A 26,250-nucleotide genomic window follows, 5' to 3' on the forward strand; every position below is an offset into this window, starting at 1 on the left:
CGGTCGAGGCGCACCCCCTGTAATCCCCCCGGGACGGCCCCCCGAACGCCCCCGCCCCGTGACCACCGTGGCGCCCCCCCCCGCCGGGGGGGGGCGCGGGGGCGCTTCGGTGTCGGCGGGCAGCGACGGCCCCGCGGGCCGTCCCGGCGCGCCGGGACGACGGGCTTCGGCCGTGGCCCGGAGCGACGGGCTTCGGCGGTGGCCCGGGGCGACGGGCTCGGCCGCGGCCCGGCGCGACGGGCTCGGCCGCGGCCCGGGGCGCGCCACCCAACCGGGCCGCGCACGGCACGGCCCCCAGCACGAGCGGGAGCACGAGCACGGCGCACCCCGCAGGCTCCCGACAGCACCGCCCGGCACCCGGGCAGCGCGAAGGCGCGCACCGGGCAGGTGCGCGCCTTCGAGGTGGAACCCGGTCGGGCGCGGCCCTCATGAGGCTCCCCGCCGCGCCCGACCGGGGGTCGGTGGGAGGGCCCGCGGACGGGCCCCCGGGCCGGAGCCGTACCGCCCTGCGTGGGGGAGACGGGGCGGTACGGCGGTCAAAGTGGCTAAGGCGTGTCGTCCCGGTGCTCCGGGAAGTGGCAGGCCGCCTCCCGGGCGCCCGGCCCGGCGATCCGCAGCAGCGGCCGCTCGGTCCGGCAGACGTCCTGGGCCTTCGGGCAGCGCGGGTGGAAGCTGCACCCGGACGGCGGGTTGGCCGGGCTCGGCGGGTCGCCGAGCAGCACGATCCGCTCGCGCGCCCGCTCGGCCGCCGGGTCCGGCAGCGGCACGGCGGAGAGCAGCGCCCGGGTGTACGGGTGGGCCGGGTTGCCGTACACCTCCTCCTTGGCGCCGATCTCGACGATCCGGCCGAGGTACATCACCGCGACCCGGTCGCAGACCCGCTTGACCACCGAGAGGTCGTGCGCGATGAAGATGTACGCCAGCCCCAGCTCGTCCTGGAGCCGCTCCATCAGGTTGACCACCTGGGCCTGGATCGAGACGTCCAGCGCCGAGACCGGTTCGTCGGCGACGACCAGCCGGGGCGAGGTGGCCAGCGAGCGGGCGATGCCGATCCGCTGCGCCTGGCCGCCCGAGAACTCGTGCGGGTAGCGGTCCAGGTGCTCGGGGATCAACCCGACCAGCTCCATCAGCTCGGCGGCCCGCTTCCGGGCCTCGGCCGCGCCGGTGCCCTGGACCAGCAGCGGTTCGGAGATGATCCGGGCCACCGTCTGGCGGGGGTTGAGCGAGGAGTACGGGTCCTGGAAGACCATCTGCAAGTGCCGTCGGTGCGGCCGCAGTTCGGCCTGGGAGAGGCCGCCGATCCCGGTGCCGTCGAAGGTGATGGTGCCCGAGGTCGGGTCGAGCAGGCGGACGATCATCCGCCCGGTGGTGGACTTGCCGCAGCCCGACTCGCCGACCAGCCCGAGCGTCTCGCCCCTGCCGACGTCGAAGCTCACCCCGTCCACCGCCCGGACCGGGGCGCCGGCCCGGCCGGTGCGGCCGCGCTTGCCGGGGAAGGTCTTCACCAGGTCCCGGACGGACAACAGCGGTTCGGACCGCTGCGGTCCGGCCGGCGAAGGTCCGGACGGCGACGGTTCGGACGGCGAAGGTTCGGACGGCGACGGTTCGGCGGCGGGCGGACGGGCGGTCATGAACGGGCTCCTTGCGGCACCAGCGGCAGGTGGCAGGCGGCCTGGTGGCCGGGGGCGAGCGGGCCGAACGCGGGGCGCTCGGCCAGGCAGCGGGCGTGCTCCTCGGCGGTTGCCGCGGTGGTGCGGGCGCAGCGCGGGGCGAAGGAGCAGCCGGGCGCCGGGGCGATCAGCGACGGCGGGCTGCCGGGGATGGCCCGCAGCGGCGTGTCGTCGGTGTCGTCCAGGCGGGGCAGCGAGTCGAGCAGCCCGCGGGTGTACGGGTGCGCGGGGGCACCGAACAGCCGGTCGACCGGGGCCTGTTCGGCGGCCCGGCCGCCGTACATCACCAGCACCTCGTGGGCGACCCGGGCGACCACGCCCAGGTCATGGGTGATCATGACGACGCCGAGGCCGCGGTCCTGCTGGATCCGGGCGATCAGGTCGAGGATCTGGGCCTGCACGGTGACGTCGAGCGCGGTGGTGGGCTCGTCGGCGATCAACAGGTCCGGTTCGCAGGCGAGCGCCATGGCGATCATCACGCGCTGGCGCATGCCGCCGGAGAACTGGTGCGGGTACTCGTCGACCCGGCGGGCCGGTTCGGGGATGCCGACCTCGCCGAGCATCTCGACCGCGCGTTGGCGGCCGGTCCTGCGGGAGGCCTTGAAGTGGACGCGGTAGTGCTCGGCGATCTGCTCGCCGACGGTGTAGAAGGGGTGCAGGCTGGAGAGCGGGTCCTGGAAGATCATGGCGATCCGCCGGCCCCGGACGGTGCCGAGTTCGCGTTCGCCGAGCCCGACCAGTTCCTGCCCGGCCAGCCGGATCGAGCCGGTGACGGCGGCGCCGCGGTGCAGGCCCATCACCGCCAGCGAGGTGACGGACTTGCCGCTGCCGGACTCGCCGACCAGCCCCAGCGTCTGCCCGGCCGCGACGGTGAAGGAGATGCCGTCGACGGCCCGGACGGTGCCGCGCGGGGTGTCGAAGGAGACCCTGAGGTCCTCGACCTCCAACAGAGCAGCCATCAGTACCTCACTCTCGGGTCGACGACCGCGTAGAGCAGGTCGACCAGCAGGTTCGCCGCGACGATGAAGAAGGCCGCGAGCAGGGTGACGCCGAGGATGACGGGCTGGTCGGAACGGCCCAGACCGTCGTAGAACAGCCGGCCGACGCCGGGCAGGCCGAAGATCGACTCGGTGATGACGGCGCCCGCGAGCAGGCCGCCGAGGTCCATGCCGAAGATGGTGAGGATGGGCGTCATCCCCGAGCGCAGCCCGTGCTTGACCGTGACGGTGCGGGCCGGCAGGCCCTTGGCGCGGGCGGTGCGGATGTACGGCTCGGCCATGGTCTCGATCATCGAGTTGCGGCTCTGCCGGGCGTACATGGCCGCGTACAGCAGGGCCAGCGCGGTCCAGGGCAGCAGCAGGTTGGACGCCCAGTCGAAGGGGCCGTCGGTGAACTTGTGGTACGCCGGGTAGGGCAGCAGGCCGGCGGTCCTGACGACCCCCCAGATCAGCATGATCGAGGTGAAGTAGACCGGCAGCGAGGCGGTGCCGACCGAGAGCACCATCAGCGTCCGGTCGGTGATGCCGCCCTTGCGCAGGGCGGAGGTGACGCCGGCGCCGAGGCCGAGGACCAGCCAGAGCGCCGCCGCGCCGAGGGCGAGGGAGACCGAGACCGGGAGCCGGTCCACCAGGAGGTCCCAGACCGGCAGCCCGTACTCGTAGGAGTAGCCGAGGCAGGGGAAGCCGCAGTGGGTGGCGGTCGGGCCGGTGCCGTAGTCGCGGCCGGCGAAGATGCCGGCCACGTAGCTGCCGAACTGCTCCCAGACCGGCTTGTCCAGGCCCATCGCCGCCTTGACGTCGGCGAGCCGCTCGGGGCTGCAGGTCTTGCCGCAGGCCGCCGCGGCCGGGTCGTTGGGCAGCAGGTAGAAGATGGTGAAGGTGATGGCGCAGATGGCGAGCAGGATGCCCGCCACGCCGGCCAGCCGGCGGCCGATGTAGAGGATCACGACCGGCCTCCCCGGGGGTCGAGGATGTCGCGCAGCGCGTCGCCGAGCAGGGTGAAGGCGAGCACGGCGAGGAACAGGAAGACCGTCGGGATCAGGAAGTACGTCGGGTCGGTCTCGTAGTGGACGATGCTCTCGGCGATCATCTGGCCCCAGGACGGGGTCGGCGGGCGGACGCCCACGCCGAGGTAGCTGAGCGCGGCCTCGGTGGCGATCATGCCGGGGATCAGCAGCGTGGTGTAGGCGATGACCGGGCCGGAGACGTTCGGCAGGATCTCCCGGGTGAGGATCCGCCAGGAACGGGCCCCGCCGACCTTGGCGGCCTCGACGTATTCGCGGTGTTTGAGTGAGAGGGTCTGGCCGCGGACCACGCGGGCGATGCCGGGCCAGGTGAACAGGCCGATGACCAGGGTGATCAGCAGGATCCGGTTGACGTCCTTGGCCACCGACATCATCGCGATCATGAAGATCAGCGAGGGGAAGGACATGGTGAGGTCCATCAGCCGGGACAGCAGGGTGTCGACCCGGCCGCCGAAGTAGCCGGCCGCGATCCCGGCCAGGGTGCCGGTGACGACGACCACCGCGGTGGCGGTGAACGCGATCAGCAGCGAGACCTGGCCGCCGTGCAGGACCCGGGCGAACAGGTCGCGGCCGGTGATCGGTTCGACGCCCAGCCAGTGGCGGGTGCTGATGCCGCCGAAGTCGCCCCTGGGCAGGCCGCCCAGGTACGGGTCGATGGCCCGCTTGTCGAACTCCTCGGGGGACCAGCCGCCGAGCGAGCTCAGCGGGTCGGCCAGGGCGGCCGCCAGGACCAGCACGGCGACCGTGACCAGCCCGAACCGGGCCGCGCCCCTGGACCAGAGCTGGTCCCAGACCAGCCGCCACGGACCGCGTCCGGCGGCCTTCGCGGGGCCCGCCGCCGTGGTGTCCACGGCGGCGGGTTCGGTGACTCCTCGCTCGCGTCCGGCGGCTCCCGATCCGGCGCCGACGCTCCTCGCTCCGGCACTCGCCGCGCTCTCTCGTCGCTCGTCGCTCTCGACACCGGCGCGGCCTTCGGCGCCCGAGGGCATGGTGCTACTCATCGCCGGTGATCCCTCAGCCCTGGCTCTTCGAGGGGTCCTTGAGGCCCACCACGGCGAGGTCGATCATGCCGGCGTAGCCGGAGTTGCCGAACGCGCCGGCCACGTTGGTGCCGGTCAGCAGCGGGCGGCGCTGCCACATCAGCGGGACGGCCGGGGCCTTCTTCATCAGGTCCTCGTCCAGCTGCTGCCAGGCCTTGTTGGCCGCGGCGACGTCCGTCATGGCCGCGATCTGGTCCATCCGGTCCATCGTGGCCTGGTCCTTGAACTGGCTGTAGTTGCCCTGGTTGCCCTTCTCCTTGATGGTCCGGCCGTCGAACAGGAACGGGAAGAAGGTCGCGGCGGACGGGTAGTCCGGGCACCAGCCCTGGATGGTCAGCTCGGGGGCGTTCTTGATGTCGCCGATGGTGTCGGCGAAGGCGGACGCGTCCACGGTGTTGACGGTGACCTGGACGCCGGCCTTGGCCAGCGACTGCTGGATCGCCTCGCCGCGGGTCTTGTCGCCGAGGGAGACGGTGAGCCCGACCTTGAGGTCGGTCTTGCCGGCCGCCTTCAGCAGCTCCTTGGCCTTCGCGGCGTCGCCGGCGGCCGGGATCTTCAGCGGGTCGGCCTTGGCTCCGGCGGTCAGCGACGGCGGCAGGTAGGAAATGGCGACGTCGGCCATCGCCGGACCGCCGAACGCGGTGACCTGGGCCTCGCGGTCGACGGCCCACATCATCGCCTCGCGGACCTTCGGGTCGTCGAAGGGCGCCTTGGCGGTGTTCAGGAAGAGCATGTCGGTACAGCCGGTCCGCTCGGCCGCCATCCGGGACTTGACGTCCGGCTTGGGCAGCACCTTGGAAACGGACTCGTGCTGCATCCAGGGCATCTCGATGGCGTTGGCGTCGGCGCCGTCGCTGGCGATGATCCGGTCGTCGGCCTGGCCGCCCTTGAGGCCCTGGGTGACCACGATCTTGTCCGGGTAGGCCTTGCGGACCGGGTCGGTGGCGGCGTCCCAGTTGGTGTTGCGGACCAGCACCAGTTGCTTGCCGCGGTCGTAGGTCTCGATCTTGTACGGGCCGGAGGCGAACGGCCGCGAGTCGTACTGGGTCCCCTTCTCCTGGGACTGCGGCACCGGGGAGAAGGTCGGCAGGGTGGTGGTGTAGGAGAACTCGGCGACCGGGCGCTTCAGGTGGAAGACGATGGTCCGGTCGTCCGGCGTCTCGATGCTGGGCAGGTGCTCGCCGGTGAGCGGGCCCTTGTACTTCTCGCCGCCCTCCAGGTACTGGATCGCGTAGTCGGGGCCGCCGGTGAGGTCCGGGGAGAAGGAGCGCTCGACGTTGTACTTGATGTCGGCCGCCTTGATCGGGGTGCCGTCCTCGTACTTGACGCCGTCCTTCAGGGTGAAGGTCCACACCTTGCCGCCGTCCGTGGACTTGCCGAGGTCGGTGGCGAGGTCCGGGACGATCTCGCTGCCCGCCGCGCCCGGCTCGGCCTTGAAGGTGACCAGCGTGCGGTAGAGCAGCCGGGTGCCGAAGTCCATGTGCGGCAGCACCCAGTTGCGCGCGGGGTCGAGGTGGGCGAAGTCCTGGTTGGTCAGCACGGTGAGGGTGCCGCCCTTGGCCGGCGTGCCGCCGATGATCGTGCCGGTCTCCGCGCCCGGGCCCTTGGTGGACGCGGCCGTGCTGTCGCCGCCGTTGTCGCCGTTGTCGCTCTTGTCGTTCTTGCAGGCCCCGAGGCCGAGGGTGAGGGTCGCCGCGAGGGCCGCCGCGAGGGCGGCGTGGGTGCGCCTGGTCATGTGCAACTCCGCAGTGGGGGGCCCGCCGTGAGGCCCGTGGTCCGGCCCCGGGGCTGATCCGGGGCCCGGCCGGGAGGGCGACCTCAGGGGGTCTAGCCGCTCCGCGGTGTGACCCGTAACATAGTAATGTGAAATTGCACTGCACAAGAGGTGACGCCGCCCGTTACCGAGCTGTGTCCGTGCAACCCCCCAGCCCCGCTTAGGAGTAGACCCGGTGACCCTCCGCCAGACCGGTCTCAACACCGGCAGCCACGACCTGCCCGTCTCCCCCGCCCTGGACGCCTTCATGGGCACCGACTGGGCCCCCACCCCGCTCCCCGCCGACCAGCGCGTGCCCGGGCACGCCGTGCTGCCCGGCCGTCACACGCGCCTCTCCGCCGCCTTCCCCGGCGAGCGGCTGATCGTCCCGGCCGGCCGGCTCAAGGTCCGCAGCAACGACGTCGACCACCGCTTCCGCCCGCACAGCGCCTACGCCTGGCTCACCGGCCTCACCGGCGAGGACCAGGTCGGCCACGTCCTCGTCCTCGAACCGGCCGGCCCCGACGGCCACGAGCCCGTCCTCTACCTGCGCCCCCGTTCCCCGCGCGGCGGCGACCCGGTCCGCGGCGCCGAGTTCTACCGCGACCGCCGCTACGGCGAGTTCTGGGTCGGCCGCCGCCCCGACCTCGCCGAGGCCGCCCGGCTCACCGGCATCCGCGCCGAGCACCTCGACGACCTGGAGAAGCTGCTCACCGGCCCGCAGCCGGCCACCCGGGTGCTCACCGGCGTCGACCCCGAACTCGACGCCGCCACCGGCCGCCCCGGCTCCGCCGCGCTCACCGGGGCCGACGGCCTGCTCGCCGCCGTCCTCTCCGAACTGCGCCTGGTCAAGGACGCCTGGGAGGTCGAGCAGCTCCAACTCTCCGTCGACCACACCGTGCTGGGCTTCCAGGACGTCGTCCGCGCCCTGCCGGCCGCGCTCCGCCACCACCGCGGCGAACGCTGGATCGAGGGCGTCTTCAACCTGCGCGCCCGCGCCGAGGGCAACGGCATCGGCTACGAGACCATCGCCGCCTCCGGCGCGCACGCCTGCGTCCTGCACTGGATCCGCAACGACGGCCCGCTCGACGCCTCGCAGCTGCTGCTGCTCGACGCCGGCGTCGAGACCGACACCCTCTACACCGCGGACATCACCCGCACCCTCCCGCTCTCCGGCACCTTCAGCCCCGTCCAGCGCCAGGCCTACGAACTGGTCCTCGCCGCCCAGCAGGCCGGCATCGACGCACTGCGCCCCGGCGCCCGGTTCCGCGACTTCCACCACGCCGCCGCGCGCGTCATCGCCGAGGGCCTCGCCGACTGGGGCGTCCTGCCGGTCTCCGCCGAGGAGGCCCTCGCCGAGGACTCCGGCCTCTACCGCCGCTACACCCTCTGCGGCACCGGCCACATGCTCGGCCTCGACGTCCACGACTGCGCCAGGGCCCGCGCCGAGACGTACCTCGACGGCGTCCTGGAGGAGGGCCACGTCCTCACCGTCGAGCCCGGCCTCTACCTCCAGCCCGACGACGAGACCCTCCCCCTCGAACTCCGCGGCCTCGGCATCCGGATCGAGGACGACCTCGTCATCACCTCCGACGGCGCCCGCCTCATGTCCGGCGCCCTGCCCCGCACCGTCCCCGCCCTCGAATCCTGGATGGCCGACCTGCTCTCCTGAACCGCCGGCCTCTCCCGAACCGCGCCCCCTCCCCAACCGCGCCCCCTTCCCAACCGCGCCCCTCTCCCGAACCGCCACCCGCGCGCCGACGGGCCCGGACGGCCCTGACCGTCCGGGCCCCCGCCGCAACACCCCGCGGGTGAACCGGAGGGGGGTGGGATGATCACCGTCATGAGTGCATCCGGCAGTGAGTTGCTGACGCCCGCGGAGGCGGTCGAGCGGTCCGGGTTCAGCCTGGACACGTTGCGGTACTACGAGAAGATCGGACTCCTGGACGCGGTGCAGCGCGACGGGTCCGGACGGCGGCGGTTCAGCGAGCACGACCTGGCCTGGCTCGGCATGCTGCGCGCCCTGCGGGACACCGGGATGCCGATCGCCGGCATGCTCCGCTTCACCGAGCTGGCGCGCGGCGGGAACGCCACCGTCGCCGACCGGCTCGCCGTGCTGGAGGAGCACGACGCGCGGGTGGAACAGCAGATCGCCCATCTGCGCCGCCAGCAGCGCCTGATGCGCGCGAAGATCGACTACTACCGGTCCGTGCTCAGCGACGCGCCTGCTCCCACAGCTCCTTGACGATCTCCGCGGCCGGTCCGGAGCGGGCCGCCCGGTGGCCGGTGCCGGCCCACAGGTGCATCGCCGAGGTGTCCGCGCGCGCCGTCGCCGCCGCCCGCAGCGGCTGGGTGAGGTGGTGCACCTCGGGATAGGCGGCCGGCGCGTGGGGCCCGTACCGGTCGATGAAGGCGTTGCGCAGCCCGCGCGCCGGGCGGCCGGTGAACGCCCGGGTCACCACCGTCTCCGGCAGTGCGGCCAGCGCCGCCCGGTGCGGCGCCGACGCGCCGGACTCGTCCGCCCGCAGCAGCGCCGTCCCCAGCTGGACGGCCACCGCACCGGCCCGCAGCGCCGCCGTGATCCCCGCCCCGTCGGCCAAGCCGCCCGCCGCGATCAGCGGCAGCCGCGTCACCTCCCGGACGGCGGCGAGCAGTTCGAGCAGCGGGACGTCCCCCGGACGGTCCGCCACCCGGTGGGTGGCCCGGTGCCCGCCCGCCTCCGGGCCCTGCACGCAGAGCGCGTCCATCCCGGCCGCCTCGGCGCGCCGTGCCTCCTCCGGCGTGGTGACGGTGCCGACCTGGTACGTGCCGGCCGCCCGCAGCGCCCGCACCTCCTCGGGCCCGGGCAGGCCGAAGGTGTACGACACCACCGGGACGGGCTCCGGCCCGGCCAGCAGCGCGGCGATCTTGGCGTCCCAGTCGTCGCTGTCCGGCGCGATCGTCTCCGGCAGCCGGACGCCGTGGCGTTCGGCCTCCGGCAGCAGGTGCGCCCGGTAGGCGGCGACGGCCCGCGGGTCGCCGGGCGCGGCGGGCACGAAGAGGTTCACGCCGAACGGGCGGTCCGTCAACTCCCGGACCCGCTCGATCTGTTCGACCATCGCGGTGGCACTGCGGTACCCCGCGGCGAGGAAGCCCAGCCCGCCGGTCCCGTTCACCGCGGCCACCAGCTCCGGCGTGGACGCCCCGCCCGCCATGGGCGCGGCGATGACGGGAACGGCGAGCCCGTCGAGGTGGACGGCGGCCATGCGGGTTCCTCCACTCCACGGAACGGCCCGGCCCCACCCACCCTACGCCCGCCCCTCCGCCACGAACCCCCGGACGCCGCCACCCCGTACGGCCCCGTACGACCCGCGAACGCCCCGCCCCCGTCACCCCGCCCCCGTCACCACCAACTCGCCAACACCCCGCCCCGCCGCCCGCAGGGCCCCCAGCCCCGCACGCCGCCGCCCGCAGGGCCCCCTCACACCCCCCGGCGGATCAACCCCCGCCCACGCGCCTCCCGCACCGCCGCCGTCCGCGAATCCACGCCCAGCTTCGTGTAGATGTGCACCAGGTGCGACTTCACCGTGGCCTGGCTCAGGTGCAGCCGCTGGCTGATCTGCTGGTTGGTGAGCCCGTCGGCCACCAGCCCCAGCACCTCCGTCTCCCGCGCGCTGAGCGCCGCCGCCGGCGTCCGCATCCGCTCCAGCAGCCGGTCCGCGACCGTGGCCGCCAGCGCCGTGCGCCCGGCCGCCGCCGAGCGGACGGCCCGGGCCAGCTCCTCCGGCGGCGCGTCCTTGAGCAGGTACCCGGTGGCCCCGGCCTCCAGCGCCGGGAGGGTGTCGGCGTCGGTGTCGTAGGTGGTGACGACGAGCACCCGCGGCGCCCCCGGCCGGGCGGTGATCGCCGCGGTGGCCTGGGCGCCGTTCATCACCGAGCCCGGCCCGAACTGGAGGTCCATCAGCACCACGTCGACCCCCACCTCCTCCGCCAGTTGCACCGCCCGTTCCGCGGTCGCGGCCTCGGCCACGATGGCGAAGTCCGGCTCGCTCTCCAGCACGGCCCGCAGCCCGGCCCGGACCACCGGGTGGTCGTCGGCCAGCAGCAGCCGGATCACTCCGTCGGTCACGAGGGCTCCTCATTCGCCGCGGCAACGGGCACCGGCAGCAGGACGGCCAGCGCCGTCCCCTCCCCCGGTGCGGACTCAACCGTGAAGGTACCGCCCAGCGCCCGCGCCCTGGCCCGCATGGACGGCAGCCCGAACCCGCCCTCCCCGGCGGTCGTGCCCGCGCCCGCGGCCACCGCCGCCGGGTCGAACCCGGTCCCGTCGTCGAAGACGTCCAGCGCCACCTCGCCCTCCATGTAGCTGAGCGTGACCTCGGCGTGCGAGGCCTCGGCGTGGCGCACCGCGTTGCCGAGCGCGGACTGCGCGATCCGCAGCAGCGCGACCTCCTGCGGCACCGGCAGCCGCACCGGGTCGCCGGAGACGTGCAGCCGGACGGGCAGGCCGCTGTGCGCCGTGGTGGTGGCGCACAGGCGTTCCAGGGCGACCGGCAGCGACGCCCCCTCCAGGTCCGCCGGGGCGAGCGCGCGGACGAAGCGCCGGGCCTCGGCCAGGTTGTCCTGGGCGGCCTGGCGCGCCTGTTCGACGTAGTCGGCGGCGGCCTCGGTCCGCTCGGGCAGGGCCCGTTGGGCGGCGCGCAGCAGCAGCTGGATGCTGGAGAGGCTCTGGGCGAGGGTGTCGTGGATCTCCCGGGCGAGCCGTTCGCGCTCGGCCAGCACACCGGCCGTGTGGTGGGCGGCGGCGAGGTCGGCGCGGGCGGCGGTCAGCTCGTCGATGAGCCGGCGCCGTTCCTCGCTCTCCCGGTAGAGCGCCTGGTAGCCGAGCACGGTGGCGGTGGCGACGGCCGCGCCGAGCGCGGGCCCGATGGCGGCGGCGAGGCTGACGGTGTGCTGGTGCCAGGACCAGCCGGCGATGGCCGCGGCGGCGGTGAGCCCGACGGCCACCGGCCCGCCCCGCCGGCCGAGCAGGTGCAGCTCCAGGAAGTACAGCGGGAAGGCCAGCCAGACCCCGTCCTGGGTGGCGACCAGCACGCCGGCCCAGGTGACGCCGAGCAGCGCCAGCCAGAGCCCCGCCGCCCGCCGGGACCGCCGGACGGCACCGACCAGCGGCCCGACGGCGTAGACGGCGGCCATCGCGGTGGCGGCGGCGGTCACGGCGGCCACCTCGCCGCCCCGCCCGACGGCGGCCCGGACGACGGCGAGCGCGAGCAGGCCCGCCACGAGCAGGTGCAGGCAGACCTGGAGTACGCGGGCGACGGGGGTGGTGCGGGATCGTTCGGTCGCCATCCGTCCAGCCTAGGGTCCGTCGCGCCCGCCAGGCATCAATCAAAAGGTTGAACTCCGCATCTGCCCTTTGATGCCGCGGATGCAATCCCCGGTGCGATGCGCCGACGGCCCCGTCTCCACGACCGTGGTGACCGTTGCCGCCGAGGAGCAGAAGGAGAGGCCGGTCGTGTTCGTCGCCTGGAGGGACCTGGGGTTCGCCAAGGGGCGGTTCGCCCTGATGGGAACCGTCATCGTGCTGATCACCGTGCTGGTCGGCCTGCTCTCCGGCCTGACCGCGGGGCTGGGCCGGCAGAACGTCTCGGCGATCACCGGGCTGCCCGCCGACCACCTGGTCTTCTCCGAGCCCGCCGACGGTCAGAAGCTCTCCTTCACCGACTCCCAGGTCACGCCCGAGCAGTGGCAGGGCTGGGCGCGGCAGCCGGGGGTCACGGCCGCGCAGCCGCTCGGCATCACCACCACCAAGGCGGCCGCCGGGCAGCGCACCGCCGCGCTCTCCGCGTTCGGCGTCCCGGACGACTCCGGGCTGGCCCCGCAGGGCTCGGCGGTCGCGCCCGGTCGGGCGGTGCTCTCGGAGACCGCCGCCGAGGACCTGGGCGGGCTGCGCCCCGGGGCGGCCTTCACCCTGGCGGGTCACCCGCTGCAGGTCGCCGCGGTGTCCGGCGACGCCTCGTACAGCCACACCCCGGTCGTCTGGACCAGCCTCGCCGACTGGCAGCGGATCGCCCCGGGCGGCGCCGGGCACGCCACCGTGATCGCCCTGACCACGGGCTCCGGCGCGGACCTCGCCGCCGGGGACGCCCGCTTCGGCACGGAGACCCGCGGTCGCGAGGACGCGCTCGCCGCGATCGGCTCCTACACCTCGGAGAACGGCTCGCTGCAGCTGATGCGCGGCTTCCTGTTCGCCATCTCGGCGCTGGTGATCGGCGCCTTCTTCACCGTCTGGACGATCCAGCGCAGCGGCGACATCGCCGTGCTGAAGGCGCTCGGCGCCTCCACCCGCTACCTGCTGCGGGACGCCCTCGGCCAGGCCGTGCTGCTGCTGGTCCTCGGCACCGCCGTGGGCACCGCGATCGCGGTCGGCGCCGGGGCGCTGATCGGCTCCGCGGTGCCGTTCGTCCTGGACGCGCCGACCGTCCTGCTGCCGGCCGCCGTGATGATCGCGCTCGGCGCGGTCGGCGCCGCCCTGTCCATCCGGCGGATCACCTCCGTCGACCCGCTGACCGCCCTGGGGAGCGCCCGATGAGCCTGCACCTGGACCGCATCACCCTCACCTACCCGGACGGCGACGGCCGGCTGACCGCGCTGGACGAGGTCTCGCTCACCGTCCCCAAGGGCTCGATCACGGCCGTGGTCGGCCCGTCCGGCTCCGGCAAGTCCAGCCTGCTGGCGGTCGCCGCGACGCTGATCGCCCCGGACTCCGGCCGGGTCGTGGTGGACGGCGTCGAGACCGGCGGCCTGAACCGCGCGGAGCTGACCGCGCTGCGCCGGGACCGGATCGGCATCGTCTTCCAGCAGGCCAACCTGCTGCCCTCGCTCACCGCCGTCGAACAGCTCCAGGTGATGGCCCACCTCGGCGGCGGTTCCCCGCGCGCCGCCCGCCCCCGGGCCCTGGAACTCCTGGACGCCGTCGGCCTGCGCGACCAGGCCGCCCGCCGCCCGCACCAGCTCTCCGGCGGTCAGCGCCAGCGCGTCAACATCGCCCGCGCCCTGATGAACGACCCCACGGTGCTGCTGGTCGACGAGCCCACCAGTGCCCTCGACCACGAACGCGGCGCCGCCGTCCTCGACCTCATCACCGACCTCACCCACCGCCGCGCCACCGCCACCGTCCTGGTCACCCACGACCGCACCCACCTCACCGCGGTCGACCAGGTGGCCGAGGTCCACGACGGAAGGCTGACGGTGCCGGCGGCAGCCTGACCTACTTCTTGGTCGCCAGCACGTCGTCCACCTTCAGCGTCACCGACGCCCCGATCGAGTCCGGAAGGGTGAAGGTCTGCCCGGGGTGGTGGACGGCGTGCACGCGGTACTCGCCGTCCTGCGGCTCGGTCAGCACCATCACCCGCTCGTTCGTCCGGTCCACGATGACGTAGACGGGCACGCCGGCGGAGGCGTAGGCGGCGGGCTTCTTCTTGAGGTCGTCGCTGTGATTGGAGGAGGTCACCTCCACCACGAGACGGAAAACAGCCGGGTCATAGCAGTTGTACTCGATCAGGTGGTCATCGCTGTTCGCGTCGAGGACTGCCAGGTCAGGGATGGCGTAGTCCGACGGCCCCTCCGGCAGCCAGATACCGACGTTCTGAATGACCTCGGTCTCATCATCGTCGAGACCTGCCTCGAACAACACACGCATGAGCTTGGTCAGCGACCGACCGTGTCGGACGTTCGGCGGCGGCGTCACGGTGATCTGGCTCCCGATGATCTCGACCCGGTGGCCGGGGAGCTGGTTGGAGATCAGCTCGGCGGCTTCGAGCAGCGTCGGCTGCTCCATGGGTTCTTCCACCGCTGCGGCGGACATGGATTTCCTCCTGGCTGCCGATGTCGAGAGCATCATCGTAGAACCCGGCCCCATTCTGGCGCCCGATCTTCAGTCTTCACCCGAACGAGTGGTTTGACCCTCTACCGGGCCCGCAGCTTCAGGGCCGGGCGGGGCTCCTCCGCCTCGCCCTGGCCCTCCGCCCACAGCGAGCGGACGTGGCCGAGGTGGCGGGCCATGCAGGCCTCGGCCGCGTCGGCGTCGCCGGAGAGCATCAGGTCGAGCAGCTCCAGGTGCTCCTCGGCGGAGGTGACGAGTTCGCCGGCCTGGTCGAGCCGGGTGAGGCCGTAGAGCCGGGAGCGCTTGCGCAGGTCGCCGACGACCTCGACCAGGTGGGCGTTGCCGGCCAGGCCGAGCAGGTCGAGGTGGAACTGGCGGTCGGCCTCCAGGTAGCCGATCAGGTCGTGCTTGCGGGCGGCGGCGACGATCGCCTCGGCCTGCGGGCGCAGCCGCTCCAGCTGTTCGGCGGTGGCGGTGCGGGTGACCCGGCCGACGGTGGGGATCTCGATCAGGGCGCGGATCTCGGTGTACTCGTCGAGGTCGCGCTCGGTCAGCTCGGTGACCCGGAAGCCCTTGTTGCGGACGGCCTCGACCAGGCCCTCGCGCGCGAGGTCGAGCATGGCCTCGCGGACGGGGGTGGCGGAGACGCCGAAGTCGGCGGCGAGGGCGGGCGCGGAGTAGACCACGCCGGGGCGCAGTTCACCGGAGATCAGGGCGGCGCGGAGCGCGTGGGCGACCTGGTCGCGCAGCCGCTCCTGGACGGAGATCAGGGTGCGGGGTTTCAGGTCGGACATGGTGTTCCTCCGGGTGGTTGCAGAACACCAGCGTACAATGTCACGTTACGTTGAGCATGCAACAGTCCGTGATTCGGATGATCCGTCAGCGGCTCCCGCCGATGTCGGAGCCCATCGTGGCAGCGGCCGCCGGCCGTGACAACGGCCGGCGGCCCACTTCCTGCGGGAGATCCCGTCACACCTGCCGGAACAGTCCGACCAGGCTGGTCACGCTGGCGTCGCCGTACCCCGCGGCCACCCCGCGCCGGAAGTGGTCGGCCAGCAGTCCGGGCAGCCCGCCGTCCACGCCGGAGGCCTCCGCGGTGTGCCGGACGTGCTCGACGCTGGCGAGGCCCATGGCGAGCCGGTCCACGTCCCCCTCGTGCCGCCCGGCCGCGATCCGGGGCGCGTAGAACTCCAGGAACCCGGGCATCGAGGCGGCCGTCGAGGAGGCGTACGGCAGGAACTCGTCGGCCGGGATGCCGTTCGCCTCGGCCACGGCGGTGGCGTGCAGGTAGCCGGCCAGCGAGGTCCAGAACAGGTCCATCTGGATCTGGTAGTACAGCTGGGCCAGGCCCGGGTCGTCGCCCCGGTAGTCGGCGCCGGTTAGCACCTCCAGGGTGACCCGGTGCCGCTGGAACAGCTCGACCGGGCCGCTGTAGAAGGTGGACGACTCGGGCTTGCCGATGCCCGAGGGTGGCGTCTGCACCCCGCCGGTGAGATGGCCCGCGCCCAGCGCGGCGAGCCGGCGGGCGGCCTCGCGGGCCCGTTCCGGGGTGTCCGAGCTGAGGTTGACGACGACCTTCCCGGCCAGTGCGCCCGCGGCCGCGTCGAGCACCGCGAACACCGCGTCGTAGTCGGTGAGGCTGAGCACCACCAGCTCGTTGGCGGCGACGGCGGCCTCGGCGCTCGGCGCCAGGACGGCGCCGCGGGCGACCAGCTCGTCGGCCCGGGCGGCGGTCCGGTTCCAGACCGTGACGGCGTGGCCGGCGTCCAGGTACGCGCCGGCCATCGCCCGCCCCATCGGCCCGAGGCCGATCACGGTGACGGGCGCCTTGTCGGAGTGCTGCTGCGCGACGGACATGGGGATCCCCCTCCACTAGAACGAACGCTCTATCCAGGAAGAAGCTAGCACGACTCTGGAACGAACGCTCTATTCAGTCCGTCGGCTAGACTCACCGCGTGAAGACGACGACCACCGGCACCCGCGAGCGGATCGTCCGGGCCACCTCGCGGCTGCTGCAGCGCCAGGGGTACGAGGGCACCGGAATCAAGCAGATCTCGCGCGAGGCGGAGGCCACCCTCGGCTCCGTCTACCACTTCTTCCCGGGCGGCAAGCAGGAGTTGGCCGCCGAGGCGATCCGGCACGGCGACCAGGAGTTCGCCGAACTGCTCCGCGAAGGGCTGGGCGCCTCCCCGGACCCGGCCGAGGCGATCACCGCCTGCACCCGGCTGCTCGCCGAGGCCCTGCGCGCCTCCGACTGGCAGGACGGCTGCCCGATCACCAGCACCGCGCTGGAGACGGTCGGCCGCGCCCCGGTGATCGAGCAGGCCGTCGTGGCGGCGTTCGCCAACTGGCGCGCCATCGTCGAGGAGAAGCTGCGCACGGCCGGCCTCGGGGCGGACGACGCCCGCGAACTCGCCGCCACCGTCATCAACACCCTCGAAGGCGCCGAACTGGCCGCCCAGGTCACCCGCAGCGAGGACCCGCTGCACCTCACCGGCAAGCACCTGGCCCGCCTGATCGACACCTACCGCTAGGCCAGCCCCGGGAACGCGGAAAGCGGCCGGTGCGGCGGGGGATCCCTTCCCGCCACACCGGCCGCGGCTTCCGGCCCGGCCCTGCGACACCACGCCCGACAGCAGCCGGAGGAGCCGCACGTGGGAATCGAACTCGCCCTCTACGACCGCCGCCCGCCCGGCAGCCGGAAGAAGCCGGCCACCCTGCTGCACCTGTCGACCGGCCACGGCGACGCGCTGGCCGCCGCGCTGGCCGCCCACGCCACCGACCACCGGCTCGGCCGGGTCGACCCGTACGGCGACACGCTCTTCAACGAGCAGGACGCCGGCGCCGCCCTCGCCGAGACGGCCGCCCTGCTCCCCCGGTGCGCCACCGAGCCGCCGCGGGCGGCCGTCCGCGACCTCGCCGAGCTGCTCGCCAAGTGCGCCCACACGCCCGGCAGTTGGCTGATGTTCCTCGGCGACTGAACCCTTCCGGAGCCCTCCTCAGAGCCCGCGCCGGTGCGCCTCGGCCGCGACGGCGAGGTCCTCCCAGGCCATCCCGACGCTCTTGAAGAACCGCGGCCGGCCGCTCGGCACCGGGACCTCGCCGCGCACCAACTCGGCGAGGTTCCACAGCACCTCGGCCCCCGTGACGCCCGCCATCAGCAGGTCCCCGGCCTCCCTCAGCGCGGCCGCCCGCGCCTCGACGTACAGCTCGGCCCGGCCGACCAGCACCCCGTCCACCTCGCGCGCGTCCGGCTCGTGCGAGCCGACCGCCGCCACGGCGGCGTGGTCGGGCACCAGCGCGCCGTCGAACAGCGGGGTGCGCGCGGTGGTGCAGCAGACCACCAGGTCGGCCTCCGCCACCGCGGCGGGCGTCCCCACCGCCGCCGCGAGGCCCAGCGCCCGCGCGTACCGGACGAGCGCCTCGGCGGGCGCCTCGCTGCGGGCCACCACGGTGACCCGGGTCAGCGGCCGGACGGCGAGCAGCGCGTCCAGGTGTCCGTACGCCTGCGGGCCGGTACCGAAGAGCACCAGGTGCGCGGCGTCCGGGGCCGCCAGCCGGGAGAGCGCGACGGCGGTGACCGCGGGCGTGCGCAGCGCCGTGAGCGCCGCGCCGTCGAGCAGCGCGACCGGCTGCAGCGTCGGACCGTCCATCAGCAGGTAGCTGCCGGTGATCCGGGGCAGTCCGGCGGCGGGGTTGGCCGGGGCCACCCCGGCGATCTTCACCCCGGCGTACGCGGCGGAGGCGGCCGGCATCAGCAGCAGCTCCCCCGCCGGCACCCGCACCGCCGACCGGGCGGGCGCCGCCTCCGGGTCCAGCCCCTCCAGCAGCACCCGCTCGATCGCCTCGGCCGCCTGCCCGGGCGTCAGCCCGAGGGCGCCCGGTGGGCGTACACCCGGCGCGGCGCACTGGAGCGGCTCAGCGGCCGCGCCGGGCAGTGTGGGTGCGGCACCGACGGCCGCGTCACCGGCGACCGCGTCACCCACGACCGCGTCACCGCCGGGTGCGCCCAAGGCAGGTACGCCCAGGGCAGGTGCGTCGAGGGCAGGTGCGCCCAGGGCAGGTGCGTCGAGGGCAGGCGGTTCAAAGGCGGGCGCGTCGAGGGCGGCACCCTCGCTCCGGCCGGTCACAGCAGGAACCCCGTGCCCAGCGCGTCGTCCGGCTCCAGCACGAAACCGTGCTCGCCGGTGCGGTGGGCGGTGCCGGTGACCTCGGTGACCACGCCGGCGCCGAGCGGGTCGCCGCCCTCGCGGATCCGGCCGGTGAAGACCGTGCCGATCACCGACTCGTGCCGCAGCTCCTCGCCGGGCCCGAGCCGGCCCTCGGCGGCCAGGACGGCGAGCCGGGCCGAGGTGCCGGAGCCGCACGGCGAACGGTCGATCTGGCCGTCGGCGAAGACGGTGACGTTGCGCTGGTTCACCCACCCGCCGGCGGACTCCAGTTCGTCGTACAGGATGACGCCGTAGACGCCGGAGAGCAGCGGGTCGGTCGGGTGCCGCACGGCCGGCGAGTCGGCCAGCGCGGCCCGGATCTCCCGCCCGGCGGCGGTGAGTTCGGGCAGCAGGCCGGGCTCGACCGCCAGGCCCAGCGCGGCGGCCGGCACCGAGACGTAGCAGGCGCCGGCGTGCGCGACGGCGACCTCCGCCACGCCCCGCGAGGTCTCCACCACCAGCTTGAGCGCGCTGACGACGGCCGGCACGTTGCGGAAGGTGACGCCGGTGGTCCGGCCGCCCGAGCGGTGGACCAGGGCGGTGACCCGCCCGGACGGGACGTCGATCCGCACCCGCGCCACCCCGTCGTCGGGGGCCGCGACCAGTCCGGAGTCCACGGCCCAGGCGCCGAGCGCGATGGTGCCGTGGCCGCAGGCGGTCGAGTAGCCGTCCTTGTGCCAGAACAGCACGCCGAGGTGCGCCTCGTCGTCGTCCGGCGGCACCAGGAACCCGCCGTACATCCCGGCGTGGCCGCGCGGCTCCCGGGTGAGCAGCTGCCGCACCCGGTCGAGCGCGCTCGGGCGGGGCGCGGTGGCCGTGCCGCCCGCGCCGAGGGCGATGGCCCGGCGCTCGGCGACGCCGTCCCCGGGGATGACCGGCACGCCGTCCAGGACGATCCGGAACGGTTCGCCGGCCGTGTGGTAGTCCACCGTCCGTACCAGCATCACGCGCCCCCGGCCGGCAGCACGCTGACGGTGCGGCTCGCGGTGTAGAAGTCCAGTGCGGCTTGGCCCTGCTCGCGGTCGCCGTGGCTCGCGCCCTTGGCACCGCCGAACGGCAGGTGGAAGTCGACGCCGCTGGACGGCGCGTTGATCCGGATCATGCCCGCGTCCAGCCGGTCGGCGGCGGCCAGCGCGACGTCCAGGCTGCGGGTGTGGACCGAGGCGGACAGCGTGTACGGGGTGTCGTTCGCGAGCGCGATCGCCTCGTCCAGGTCGGCCGCGGCGTGCAGCACGGCGATCGGGCCGAAGAACTCCTCGCGCCGCAGCGGGTGGTCGTCCGGCACGTCGGCGACCAGGGTCGGGTCGAGGTACCAGCCGGTGCGCTGCGGCACGCCGCCGCCGGCCAGCACCTCCGCCCCGGCCTCCCGGGCGGAGGCGACGGCGGCGGTGATGTCGTCCCGCGTGGCGGCGTTGATCAGCGGCCCGCACGCGTCGTCGCCGACCTGCGCCAGGGCCTTGACCAGGGCCGCGCGCAGCGGCTCGTGCGCCTCGCCGACCGCGATCACCCGGCTGGTGGCGGTGCACTTCTGCCCGGCGTACCCGGCGATCGCGGCGGCCAGGTGGGCGGCGGCCTGGTCCATGTCGGCGTCCGGGAGGACCAGCGCCGCGTTCAGCCCGCCGAGTTCGGCCTGGACCGGGATGCCCCGCTCGGTGGCGCTCCGGACGACCTGCCGCCCGACCCCGGTGGAGCCGGTGAACGAGACCACGTCCGCGGTGGCGACCAGCTCCCCGCCCTCCGCGCCGCCGCCCGGCAGCACGGTGAACACGTCCTCCGGCAGCCCGGCCGCGGCCACCAGCTCGGCCAGGCGCAGCGCGCAGCCGACCGCCTCCGACGAGGGCTTGAGCACCACGGCGTTGCCGACGGCCAGCGCCGGGGCGGCCTTCCAGGTGGGGATGGCCAGCGGGAAGTTCCACGGCGTGATCAGCCCGGCCACCCCGTACGGGCGGCGGCGGGTGAGCAGCAGCCCGGGCCCGGCCGCCGTCTCGTGCACGGCACCCGACGCCGCGTACGGCGCCTGGGCGTAGTAGCGCCAGATCGCGACCGTCCGGGCCACCTCGCCGCGCGCTTCGGCGAGCGGCTTGCCGACCTCGCGGACGACCAGGGCGGCCAGCTCCTCCGCGTGGGCCTCGACCGCCTCGGCGATCCGGGTGAGCGCGGCCGAGCGGGCGCCGGCGCCGGCGGCGAGCCACCCGGGCTGGGCGGCCCGGGCGCGGCCGACGGTGGCCCGGACGGCCTCGGCACCGGGCGCGGGCACCTCGGCGACGAGGTCCGCGGGGTCGGCGGGGTTGTACGAACGGATCGTCACAGCAGGGTGCCCTTCGGGTGGTTCGGCGGGGAGGCGGCGGGCTTCAGAGCAGGAAGCCGGCCGGGAACGGGTCGCTCGGGTCGAGGAAGTACTGGGCGGTGCCGGTGATCCAGGCCCGCCCGGTGACGGTGGGGACGACGGCGGGCCGGCCGGCCACCTCGGTCTCCTCGACCAGGCGGCCGGTGAAGGTCGTCCCGATGAAGGAGTCGTTGCGGAAGTCCCGCCCGAGCGGCAGTTCGCCGCGCGCGTGCAGCTGGGCCATCCGGGCGGAGGTGCCGGTGCCGCACGGGGAACGGTCGAACCAGCCCGGGTGGATGGCCATCGCGTGCCGGGAGTGCTCGGCGGTGGAGCCGGGGGCGAGCAGCTGGACGTGGTGGCAGCTGTGGATGGACGGGTCCTCCGGGTGCACCGGCCGGTCGGGGCTCGCGTTGATGGCGTCCATCAGGGCCAGCCCGGCGTCCAGGATCTCCTGCTTGCGCTCGCGCTCGAACGGCAGCCCGAACTCGGCGAGCGGCAGGATGGCGTAGAAGTTGCCGCCGTACGCCAGGTCGTAGCCGACCGTGCCGTACCCGGGCACCTCGATCTTGCGGTCCAGTGCCACCGAGTACGAGGGCACGTTGCGGATGGTCACGGCCTCGGCCGCGCCGTTCTCGACCCGCACCTCGGCGATCACCAGCCCGGCGGGGGTGTCCAGCCGCACGGTGGTGACGGGCTCGACCACCGGCACCATGCCGGTCTCGACGAGGACGGTGGCGACGCCGATGGTGCCGTGCCCGCACATCGGCAGCAGCCCGGAGACCTCGATGTAGAGCACGCCGAAGTCGGCGTCCGGCCGGGTCGGCGGCTGGAGGATGGCACCGCTCATCGCGGCGTGGCCGCGCGGCTCGTACATCAGCAGGGTGCGGAAGTGGTCCAGGTGCTCCTGGAAGTGGACCCGGCGCTCGGCCATGGTGGCACCGGGGATGACGCCGAATCCGCCGGTGATGACCCGGGTCGGCATGCCCTCGGTGTGCGAGTCGACGGCGTGGAACACGTGGCGGCTGCGCATGGGTGGTGGCTCCCGTCGGGTGGAGTGGATGGGTGGGTGGGCCGGGCCGGCTGCCCCCGCAGCCGGCCGTACCCGGGGGCGTTCGCTACGCCAGGCCCTCGGCCAGCGCCTTCTCGGTGGCCGCGCGGACGGCCGCCTCGATCTCCGGGCTGAGCGGGAAGCGCGGCGCCCGGGTCGGGCCGCCGGGGCGGCCGGCGATGTCCATGGAGAGCTTGATCGCCTGCACGAACTCGGTCTTGGAGTCCCAGCGCAGCAGCGAGTGGAGCGCCTTGTAGAGCGGCAGCGCGGTCTCCAGGTCGTGGGCGACGGCGGCCTGGTAGAGCGCCACGGAGGCTTCGGGCAGCGCGTTCGGGTAGCCGGCGATCCAGCCGACCGCGCCGGCCAGGGCGAGCTCCAGCAGCACGTCGTCGGCGCCGATCAGCAGGTCCAGCCCGGGGGCCAGCTCGGCGAGCTCGTAGGCCCGGCGGACGTCTCCGCTGAACTCCTTGACCGCCACGATGTGACCCGCGGCGTGCAGTTCGGCGAGCAGCGACGGGACGAGGTCGACCTTGGTGTCGATCGGGTTGTTGTACGCGACGATCGGCAGGCCCGCCTTCGCCACCTCCGCGTAGTGGGCGCGGACGGCGGCGTGGTCGGCGCGGTAGGCGTTCGGCGGCAGCAGCAGGACGGAGCCGGCGCCGGCCTCGGCGGCCTGCTCGGCCCAGCGGCGGGACTCGGCGCTGCCGTAGGCGGCGACGCCGGGCATCACCCGCGAGCCGTCGCCGGCCGCCTCGACGGCGACCTCGACGATCCGGGCGCGCTCCTCGGCGGTCAGGGTCTGGTACTCGCCCAGCGAGCCGTTGGGGACGACGCCGTCGCAGCCCGAGTCGATCAGCCAGCGGACGTGCTCGGCGTAGGCGTCGTAGTCGACGGAGAGGTCCGGGCGCAGCGGGATCGTGGTGGCGACCATGATGCCGCGCCAGGGCCGGGTGGTGTCGTGCGGGGTGTGGGACACAGGTGACTCCTTGGTGAGGTGTGACATTTTATTAGACGGCGCGCGGTGGAGACAAGAGTCCCCGCCGTGCGTTTCGGGCGCCCGGCCCCGGCCCTCCCGGCCCCGGGCGCCCCGGCTCAGACCTCCGGCCCGGCGTCCGCGGCCCGCTCGTCGGCGTCCGCCACGCCGACGTCCGCCGCGTCGGTGCCGGCACTCGCCGCGAGCTGCGCGAGCGGTACCGGGCAGGACAGCGGACGGCTGTCCGCCCGCGCCTCGCCGCCCCCCGCCAGGCAGGCCACCGCCGGGCCGCACATCCGGCCCTGGCACCAGCCCATCCCGGCCCGGGTGAGCAGCTTGACGGTCCGCGCGTCTCCGGCGCCGAGCTCGTCGACGGCCTCCCTGATCCGGGCGGCCGGGACCTCCTCGCAGCGGCAGACGTCGGTGTCCGGGCGCAGCCACTCCGGCCAGCCCGGGCCCGGCCGGTGCGCCGCGGCCATCAGTTCGGCGAAGGCCCGCAGCCGGGCGCGGCGGCGCAGCAGCGCGGTGGCCACCGGGGCCCCGGCCACCGCGTGCGCGGCCAGCTCGCCCTCGGCGATCGCCAGGTCCGCGCCGCCGACCCCGCAGGTCTCGCCGGCCGCCCAGAGCCCGGGGACGCTGGTCCGCAGCCGGGCGTCGACCGCGAGCGCGACCGCGCCGTCGGCGGTGGTCCGGGTCCGCGCGCCCAGCTCGGTGGCCAGCTCGATCTGCGGCAGCAGGCCGTGGCCGACGGCGAGCGCGTCGCACTCGATCCGCCGTTCCGTCCCGGGCACCGGCCGCCAGTCGGCGTCCAGCCGGGCCACCGTGACGGCGGTGACCCGGTCGGTGCCGTGCGCCTCGACGACGGCGCTGCGACGGCGCAGCCGGACGCCGTGGCGCAGCAGCGCCGCGCCGTGGCCGGCCCCCTCGACGAGCTTGGCCGGGACGGCGGCCAGCACGCCGGGGCGCCGGGCGTAGCCGAGGTAGTCGGTGGCCTCGACCACGGCGGGCACCGCGGCGCCTGCGGTGACCAGCGAGGACGCCGCCGCGAGCAGCAGCGGGCCGCTGCCGGCCACCACGATCCGCTTGCCGGGCAGCACCAGGCCGGCCTTGAGCATGGCCTGGGCGCCGCCGGCGGTGACCACCCCGGGCAGGGTCCAGCCCGGGAACGGCAGCTGCCGCTCGTACGCGCCGGTGGCCAGCAGCACGGCCCCGGCCCGGACGGTCGCCCGGTCGGCGCTCTCCGGCCCGAGGGTGGCGTGCAGCGCCCAGGCCCCGCCGGACGGCCCGCCGGCCACCCGCTCCAGCGCCCAGACCTGGTGCCCGGCCAGGAGGTCGACCCGGCCCGCCCGCCGGTGGGCGGCGAGCCGGTCGGCCAGGCCGGTGTAGACGGACCAGCCGTGGTGCAGCCGGTCCGGCCGGGTGGCGCCGAGGCCGGGCGCGGGGTGGCGGTAGTACTGCCCGCCGGTGCGCGGGCCGGCGTCCACCAGGGCGCAGCGCAGCCCGAGGTCGGCGGCCGCGACCGCGGCGGCGAGCCCGGCCGGTCCGGCCCCGACGACCGCGAGGTCGTAGGGCGCGGCCGGGGCCGTCGGAGCGGCGGACGGTTCAGACGGCGAGGTCGGCACGGCCGTTGCCCTCCTGGGTGGTGACGGTGGTGCCGGGCTCGGCCGGCAGCAGGCAGGTGCGCTGGTTGGGCCGTCCGTCGACGGTGGCCAGGCAGTCGAAGCAGACCCCGATCCCGCAGAACGCCCCGCGCGGGCGGCCGCCGACCCGGGTGGTGCGCCAGGCCAGCACGCCGTCGGCCCAGAGCGCGGCCGCGATCGACTGCCCGGGCAGCGCGGGCACGGCCCGGCCGTCGAACTCGATGGTGTGGGCGGGCTCCGGCTCCGCCCCGACCAGGTCGGCGGGGGTTCGGCGCATGAGGGGGTTCTCCGTTCCGGTGGTGGGCTTGGACGGGGGGCGCGCCGCGGCAGGCGGCCGGGCGGCCGGGTGCACCGCGCGCGCGGCCGGGTTCACGCCTCGCCGTCGGGCCCGAACCGGTCGGCGCGGAACGGCGCGAGGTCGAGCGCGGGCGCCTTGCCGGTGAGCTGCTCGCTGATCAGCAGGCCGGTCGCCGGGGCCAGGCCGATGCCCGCCCCCTCGTGCCCGCAGGCGTGGTACAGCCCGGGCACCCGGGGGTCGGCGCCGATCGCGGGCAGGTGGTCCGGCAGGTACGGCCGGAAGCCGCGGTACGCGCGCATCACGCTGACCGTGGCGAGGACCGGGAACAGCGCCGCCGCCTGGGCGGCCAGTCGGTGCAGCACCTCGACGGAGAGCGTGCGGTCGAAGCCGACCCGCTCCCGGCTGGCGCCGATCAGCACCGGCCCGCCCGGCGTGCCCTCGACCACCGCGGAGGTCTGCAGCGCGGCCGAGCCGCTGGCCACGTCCGCGACGTAGTCGGCGGCGTAGACCTTGCGCCGGACGATCCTCGGCAGCGGTTCGGTGACCAGGACGAAGCCGCGGCGCGGCAGCACCGGCAGGTGCACCCCGGCCAGCGCGGCCAGCTCGCCGCCCCAGGTGCCGGCCGCGTTGACCACGGCGGGCGCCGCCAGCCGGCGCCGGTCGGTCACCACCCCGCGCACGGCGCCGTCCGGCCCGGTGAGCACCTCGTGGACGGTCTCGCCGGTGTGGAGCACGGCGCCGTCGCGGCGGGCGGCGCGCAGCAGGTGGGCGGCGGCCAGGGCGGGCTGGACCTGGGCGTCCTGCGGGTACAGGAAGCCGCCGGCCAGCCCGGCGGCCAGGTGCGGTTCGAGCTCGCGCAGCCGTTCGCCGGGGATCTCCTCGGCGGTGACGCCGGCCTCCGCCTGCTCGGCGGCGAAGGCGCGCAGGGCGTCCTGCCGGGCGGGCGTGGCGGCGACCACCAGGCCGCCCTTGGGCTCGTACTCGACGGCCGTGCCGAACTCCTCGGCGAGCTCGCGCCAGAGCCGGGTGGAGAGGAGGGCGAGGTCGAGTTCGGGCCCCGGCTCCTTGTCGGAGACCAGCAGGTTGCCCTCGCCGGCCCCGGTGGTGCCGCCGGCGACCGGGCCGCGGTCGACCACGGCGACGGCCAGTCCGGCGCGGGCGGCGTAGTACGCGCAGGCGGCTCCGACGACGCCGGCCCCGACCACGACGACGTCCAGGGGAGGTCTCTGATGCTGGTCCACGCCAGTAATATGTCACATGCCATCACGGCTGCCAAGACCGCCCCGCGGAACGACCGGGCCCGCGACGACCGGTCCCGTGCGACGACCGGACCCGTGGGCGACCCGCCCCCACGCGAAAGCCCCGGCCCGCCGGGATGCGGCGGGCCGGGGCCTCGGGGCGGCG

25 protein-coding genes are annotated in these 26,250 nt (G+C 75.0%); 6 read left to right on the forward strand and 19 right to left on the reverse strand.

What is annotated here, in order from left to right; genetic code table 11:
* Nucleotides 1–545 precede the first annotated feature (545 nt).
* The 5 genes from ACFVHB_RS25770 to ACFVHB_RS25790 are packed head-to-tail and all read right to left on the reverse strand — an operon-like array spanning nt 546 to nt 6,468.
* Nucleotides 546–1,631, reverse strand: a complete 1,086-nt coding sequence (locus ACFVHB_RS25770; protein WP_380326813.1) for an ABC transporter ATP-binding protein — start codon at nt 1,629–1,631, stop codon at nt 546–548.
* Nucleotides 1,628–2,629, reverse strand: coding sequence for an ABC transporter ATP-binding protein (locus ACFVHB_RS25775; RefSeq protein ID WP_380326816.1), 1,002 nt, complete (start codon nt 2,627–2,629; stop codon nt 1,628–1,630). Before ACFVHB_RS25775 ends, ACFVHB_RS25770 begins: the two co-directional genes overlap by 4 nt.
* Nucleotides 2,629–3,615: an ABC transporter permease gene (locus ACFVHB_RS25780; protein WP_380326819.1), complete on the reverse strand. Its 987-nt coding sequence runs from the start codon at nt 3,613–3,615 to the stop codon at nt 2,629–2,631. Before ACFVHB_RS25780 ends, ACFVHB_RS25775 begins: the two co-directional genes overlap by 1 nt.
* Complete coding sequence (locus tag ACFVHB_RS25785; protein ID WP_380326822.1) at nt 3,612–4,694, reverse strand: ABC transporter permease; 1,083 nt, start codon at nt 4,692–4,694, stop codon at nt 3,612–3,614. The genes ACFVHB_RS25780 and ACFVHB_RS25785 overlap by 4 nt, the downstream gene beginning before the upstream one ends.
* A gap of 13 nt (nt 4,695–4,707) precedes the next feature.
* Nucleotides 4,708–6,468 (reverse strand): ABC transporter substrate-binding protein, encoded by a 1,761-nt coding sequence (locus ACFVHB_RS25790; RefSeq protein WP_380326825.1) that lies wholly within the window; start codon nt 6,466–6,468, stop codon nt 4,708–4,710.
* 214 nt (nt 6,469–6,682) lie between these two features.
* Between ACFVHB_RS25790 and ACFVHB_RS25795 the strand changes: the two genes are divergently transcribed.
* Together ACFVHB_RS25795 and ACFVHB_RS25800 are read left to right on the forward strand one after the other, a co-directional pair.
* Nucleotides 6,683–8,158, forward strand: coding sequence for an aminopeptidase P family protein (locus ACFVHB_RS25795; protein ID WP_380326828.1), 1,476 nt, complete (start codon nt 6,683–6,685; stop codon nt 8,156–8,158).
* A 171-nt stretch (nt 8,159–8,329) separates the two neighbouring features.
* Nucleotides 8,330–8,731: a MerR family transcriptional regulator gene (locus ACFVHB_RS25800; RefSeq protein WP_380326831.1), complete on the forward strand. Its 402-nt coding sequence runs from the start codon at nt 8,330–8,332 to the stop codon at nt 8,729–8,731.
* On the opposite strand, the gene ACFVHB_RS25805 is transcribed toward ACFVHB_RS25800, so the two are convergent.
* From ACFVHB_RS25805 to ACFVHB_RS25815, 3 genes are all read right to left on the reverse strand, one after another.
* Nucleotides 8,700–9,731: an NAD(P)H-dependent flavin oxidoreductase gene (locus ACFVHB_RS25805; RefSeq protein WP_380326834.1), complete on the reverse strand. Its 1,032-nt coding sequence runs from the start codon at nt 9,729–9,731 to the stop codon at nt 8,700–8,702. The genes ACFVHB_RS25800 and ACFVHB_RS25805 overlap by 32 nt on opposite strands.
* Nucleotides 9,732–9,946: 215 nt before the next feature.
* Nucleotides 9,947–10,594 carry a response regulator gene (locus ACFVHB_RS25810; RefSeq protein WP_380326837.1) on the reverse strand — a complete coding sequence of 216 codons (648 nt, stop codon included), beginning with the start codon at nt 10,592–10,594 and terminating at the stop codon, nt 9,947–9,949.
* The gene (locus ACFVHB_RS25815; protein WP_380326840.1) at nt 10,591–11,814 is read right to left on the reverse strand and encodes a sensor histidine kinase; all 1,224 of its coding nucleotides are present in this window, start codon (nt 11,812–11,814) and stop codon (nt 10,591–10,593) included. The genes ACFVHB_RS25810 and ACFVHB_RS25815 overlap by 4 nt, the downstream gene beginning before the upstream one ends.
* Nucleotides 11,815–11,980: 166 nt before the next feature.
* On the opposite strand from ACFVHB_RS25815, the gene ACFVHB_RS25820 reads away from it, so the two are divergent.
* On the forward strand, nt 11,981–13,057 hold the full coding sequence (locus ACFVHB_RS25820) for an ABC transporter permease (RefSeq protein WP_380326983.1): 1,077 nt from the start codon (nt 11,981–11,983) through the stop codon (nt 13,055–13,057).
* On the forward strand, nt 13,054–13,734 hold the full coding sequence (locus tag ACFVHB_RS25825; RefSeq protein ID WP_380326843.1) for an ABC transporter ATP-binding protein: 681 nt from the start codon (nt 13,054–13,056) through the stop codon (nt 13,732–13,734). The genes ACFVHB_RS25820 and ACFVHB_RS25825 overlap by 4 nt, the downstream gene beginning before the upstream one ends.
* 1 nt (nt 13,735) lies before the next feature.
* On the opposite strand, the gene ACFVHB_RS25830 is transcribed toward ACFVHB_RS25825, so the two are convergent.
* The 3 genes from ACFVHB_RS25830 to ACFVHB_RS25840 all read right to left on the reverse strand — a co-directional run bounded on the left by ACFVHB_RS25830 (nt 13,736) and on the right by ACFVHB_RS25840 (nt 16,207).
* Complete coding sequence (locus tag ACFVHB_RS25830; protein ID WP_380326846.1) at nt 13,736–14,332, reverse strand: Uma2 family endonuclease; 597 nt, start codon at nt 14,330–14,332, stop codon at nt 13,736–13,738.
* A gap of 101 nt (nt 14,333–14,433) precedes the next feature.
* On the reverse strand, nt 14,434–15,144 hold the full coding sequence (locus ACFVHB_RS25835; protein ID WP_380326849.1) for a GntR family transcriptional regulator: 711 nt from the start codon (nt 15,142–15,144) through the stop codon (nt 14,434–14,436).
* Between the two features lie 175 nt (nt 15,145–15,319).
* The gene (locus ACFVHB_RS25840) at nt 15,320–16,207 is read right to left on the reverse strand and encodes an NAD(P)-dependent oxidoreductase (protein ID WP_380326852.1); all 888 of its coding nucleotides are present in this window, start codon (nt 16,205–16,207) and stop codon (nt 15,320–15,322) included.
* 98 nt (nt 16,208–16,305) lie between these two features.
* Between ACFVHB_RS25840 and ACFVHB_RS25845 the strand changes: the two genes are divergently transcribed.
* Together ACFVHB_RS25845 and ACFVHB_RS25850 are read left to right on the forward strand one after the other, a co-directional pair.
* Entirely contained in the window at nt 16,306–16,884 is a 579-nt protein-coding gene (locus tag ACFVHB_RS25845; RefSeq protein WP_380326855.1) for a TetR/AcrR family transcriptional regulator, read from the forward strand.
* A 120-nt stretch (nt 16,885–17,004) separates the two neighbouring features.
* Nucleotides 17,005–17,331: a hypothetical protein gene (locus ACFVHB_RS25850; RefSeq protein WP_380326858.1), complete on the forward strand. Its 327-nt coding sequence runs from the start codon at nt 17,005–17,007 to the stop codon at nt 17,329–17,331.
* Between the two features lie 18 nt (nt 17,332–17,349).
* Here ACFVHB_RS25850 and ACFVHB_RS25855 read toward each other — a convergent pair whose 3' ends face one another.
* From ACFVHB_RS25855 to ACFVHB_RS25890, 8 genes are all read right to left on the reverse strand, one after another.
* Nucleotides 17,350–18,219 (reverse strand): ornithine cyclodeaminase family protein, encoded by an 870-nt coding sequence (locus tag ACFVHB_RS25855; RefSeq protein ID WP_380326986.1) that lies wholly within the window; start codon nt 18,217–18,219, stop codon nt 17,350–17,352.
* Nucleotides 18,220–18,476: 257 nt separating this feature from the next.
* On the reverse strand, nt 18,477–19,505 hold the full coding sequence (locus ACFVHB_RS25860) for a proline racemase family protein (RefSeq protein ID WP_380326861.1): 1,029 nt from the start codon (nt 19,503–19,505) through the stop codon (nt 18,477–18,479).
* On the reverse strand, nt 19,505–20,869 hold the full coding sequence (locus tag ACFVHB_RS25865) for an aldehyde dehydrogenase family protein (RefSeq protein ID WP_380326864.1): 1,365 nt from the start codon (nt 20,867–20,869) through the stop codon (nt 19,505–19,507). Before ACFVHB_RS25865 ends, ACFVHB_RS25860 begins: the two co-directional genes overlap by 1 nt.
* Before the next feature lie 43 nt (nt 20,870–20,912).
* On the reverse strand, nt 20,913–21,917 hold the full coding sequence (locus ACFVHB_RS25870) for a proline racemase family protein (protein WP_380326866.1): 1,005 nt from the start codon (nt 21,915–21,917) through the stop codon (nt 20,913–20,915).
* An 85-nt stretch (nt 21,918–22,002) separates the two neighbouring features.
* Nucleotides 22,003–22,866, reverse strand: coding sequence for a dihydrodipicolinate synthase family protein (locus ACFVHB_RS25875; RefSeq protein ID WP_380326989.1), 864 nt, complete (start codon nt 22,864–22,866; stop codon nt 22,003–22,005).
* 161 nt (nt 22,867–23,027) lie between these two features.
* Nucleotides 23,028–24,530, reverse strand: a complete 1,503-nt coding sequence (locus ACFVHB_RS25880; protein ID WP_380326869.1) for an NAD(P)/FAD-dependent oxidoreductase — start codon at nt 24,528–24,530, stop codon at nt 23,028–23,030.
* Nucleotides 24,511–24,825, reverse strand: a complete 315-nt coding sequence (locus ACFVHB_RS25885; protein ID WP_360197601.1) for a (2Fe-2S)-binding protein — start codon at nt 24,823–24,825, stop codon at nt 24,511–24,513. Before ACFVHB_RS25885 ends, ACFVHB_RS25880 begins: the two co-directional genes overlap by 20 nt.
* A 92-nt stretch (nt 24,826–24,917) precedes the next feature.
* Nucleotides 24,918–26,087 carry an NAD(P)/FAD-dependent oxidoreductase gene (locus ACFVHB_RS25890; protein ID WP_380326872.1) on the reverse strand — a complete coding sequence of 390 codons (1,170 nt, stop codon included), beginning with the start codon at nt 26,085–26,087 and terminating at the stop codon, nt 24,918–24,920.
* Nucleotides 26,088–26,250: the final 163 nt, after the last annotated feature.

The organism is Kitasatospora sp. NPDC127111, assembly GCF_042677465.1.
GTDB lineage: Bacteria > Actinomycetota > Actinomycetes > Streptomycetales > Streptomycetaceae > Kitasatospora.

Bases quoted from the DNA above. Each gene is read 5' to 3' on its own strand.
- ACFVHB_RS25770 (WP_380326813.1), bottom strand. From the start codon at position 1,631: ATGACCGCCCGTCCGCCCGCCGCCGAACCGTCGCCGTCCGAACCTTCG.
- ACFVHB_RS25775 (WP_380326816.1), bottom strand. From the start codon at position 2,629: ATGGCTGCTCTGTTGGAGGTCGAGGACCTCAGGGTCTCCTTCGACACC.
- ACFVHB_RS25785 (WP_380326822.1), bottom strand. From the start codon at position 4,694: ATGAGTAGCACCATGCCCTCGGGCGCCGAAGGCCGCGCCGGTGTCGAG.
- ACFVHB_RS25790 (WP_380326825.1), bottom strand. From the start codon at position 6,468: ATGACCAGGCGCACCCACGCCGCCCTCGCGGCGGCCCTCGCGGCGACC.
- ACFVHB_RS25800 (WP_380326831.1), top strand. From the start codon at position 8,330: ATGAGTGCATCCGGCAGTGAGTTGCTGACGCCCGCGGAGGCGGTCGAG.
- ACFVHB_RS25805 (WP_380326834.1), bottom strand. From the start codon at position 9,731: ATGGCCGCCGTCCACCTCGACGGGCTCGCCGTTCCCGTCATCGCCGCG.
- ACFVHB_RS25815 (WP_380326840.1), bottom strand. From the start codon at position 11,814: ATGGCGACCGAACGATCCCGCACCACCCCCGTCGCCCGCGTACTCCAG.
- ACFVHB_RS25825 (WP_380326843.1), top strand. From the start codon at position 13,054: ATGAGCCTGCACCTGGACCGCATCACCCTCACCTACCCGGACGGCGAC.
- ACFVHB_RS25830 (WP_380326846.1), bottom strand. From the start codon at position 14,332: ATGTCCGCCGCAGCGGTGGAAGAACCCATGGAGCAGCCGACGCTGCTC.
- ACFVHB_RS25835 (WP_380326849.1), bottom strand. From the start codon at position 15,144: ATGTCCGACCTGAAACCCCGCACCCTGATCTCCGTCCAGGAGCGGCTG.
- ACFVHB_RS25840 (WP_380326852.1), bottom strand. From the start codon at position 16,207: ATGTCCGTCGCGCAGCAGCACTCCGACAAGGCGCCCGTCACCGTGATC.
- ACFVHB_RS25860 (WP_380326861.1), bottom strand. From the start codon at position 19,505: ATGCTGGTACGGACGGTGGACTACCACACGGCCGGCGAACCGTTCCGG.
- ACFVHB_RS25870 (WP_380326866.1), bottom strand. From the start codon at position 21,917: ATGCGCAGCCGCCACGTGTTCCACGCCGTCGACTCGCACACCGAGGGC.
- ACFVHB_RS25875 (WP_380326989.1), bottom strand. From the start codon at position 22,866: ATGGTCGCCACCACGATCCCGCTGCGCCCGGACCTCTCCGTCGACTAC.
- ACFVHB_RS25885 (WP_360197601.1), bottom strand. From the start codon at position 24,825: ATGCGCCGAACCCCCGCCGACCTGGTCGGGGCGGAGCCGGAGCCCGCC.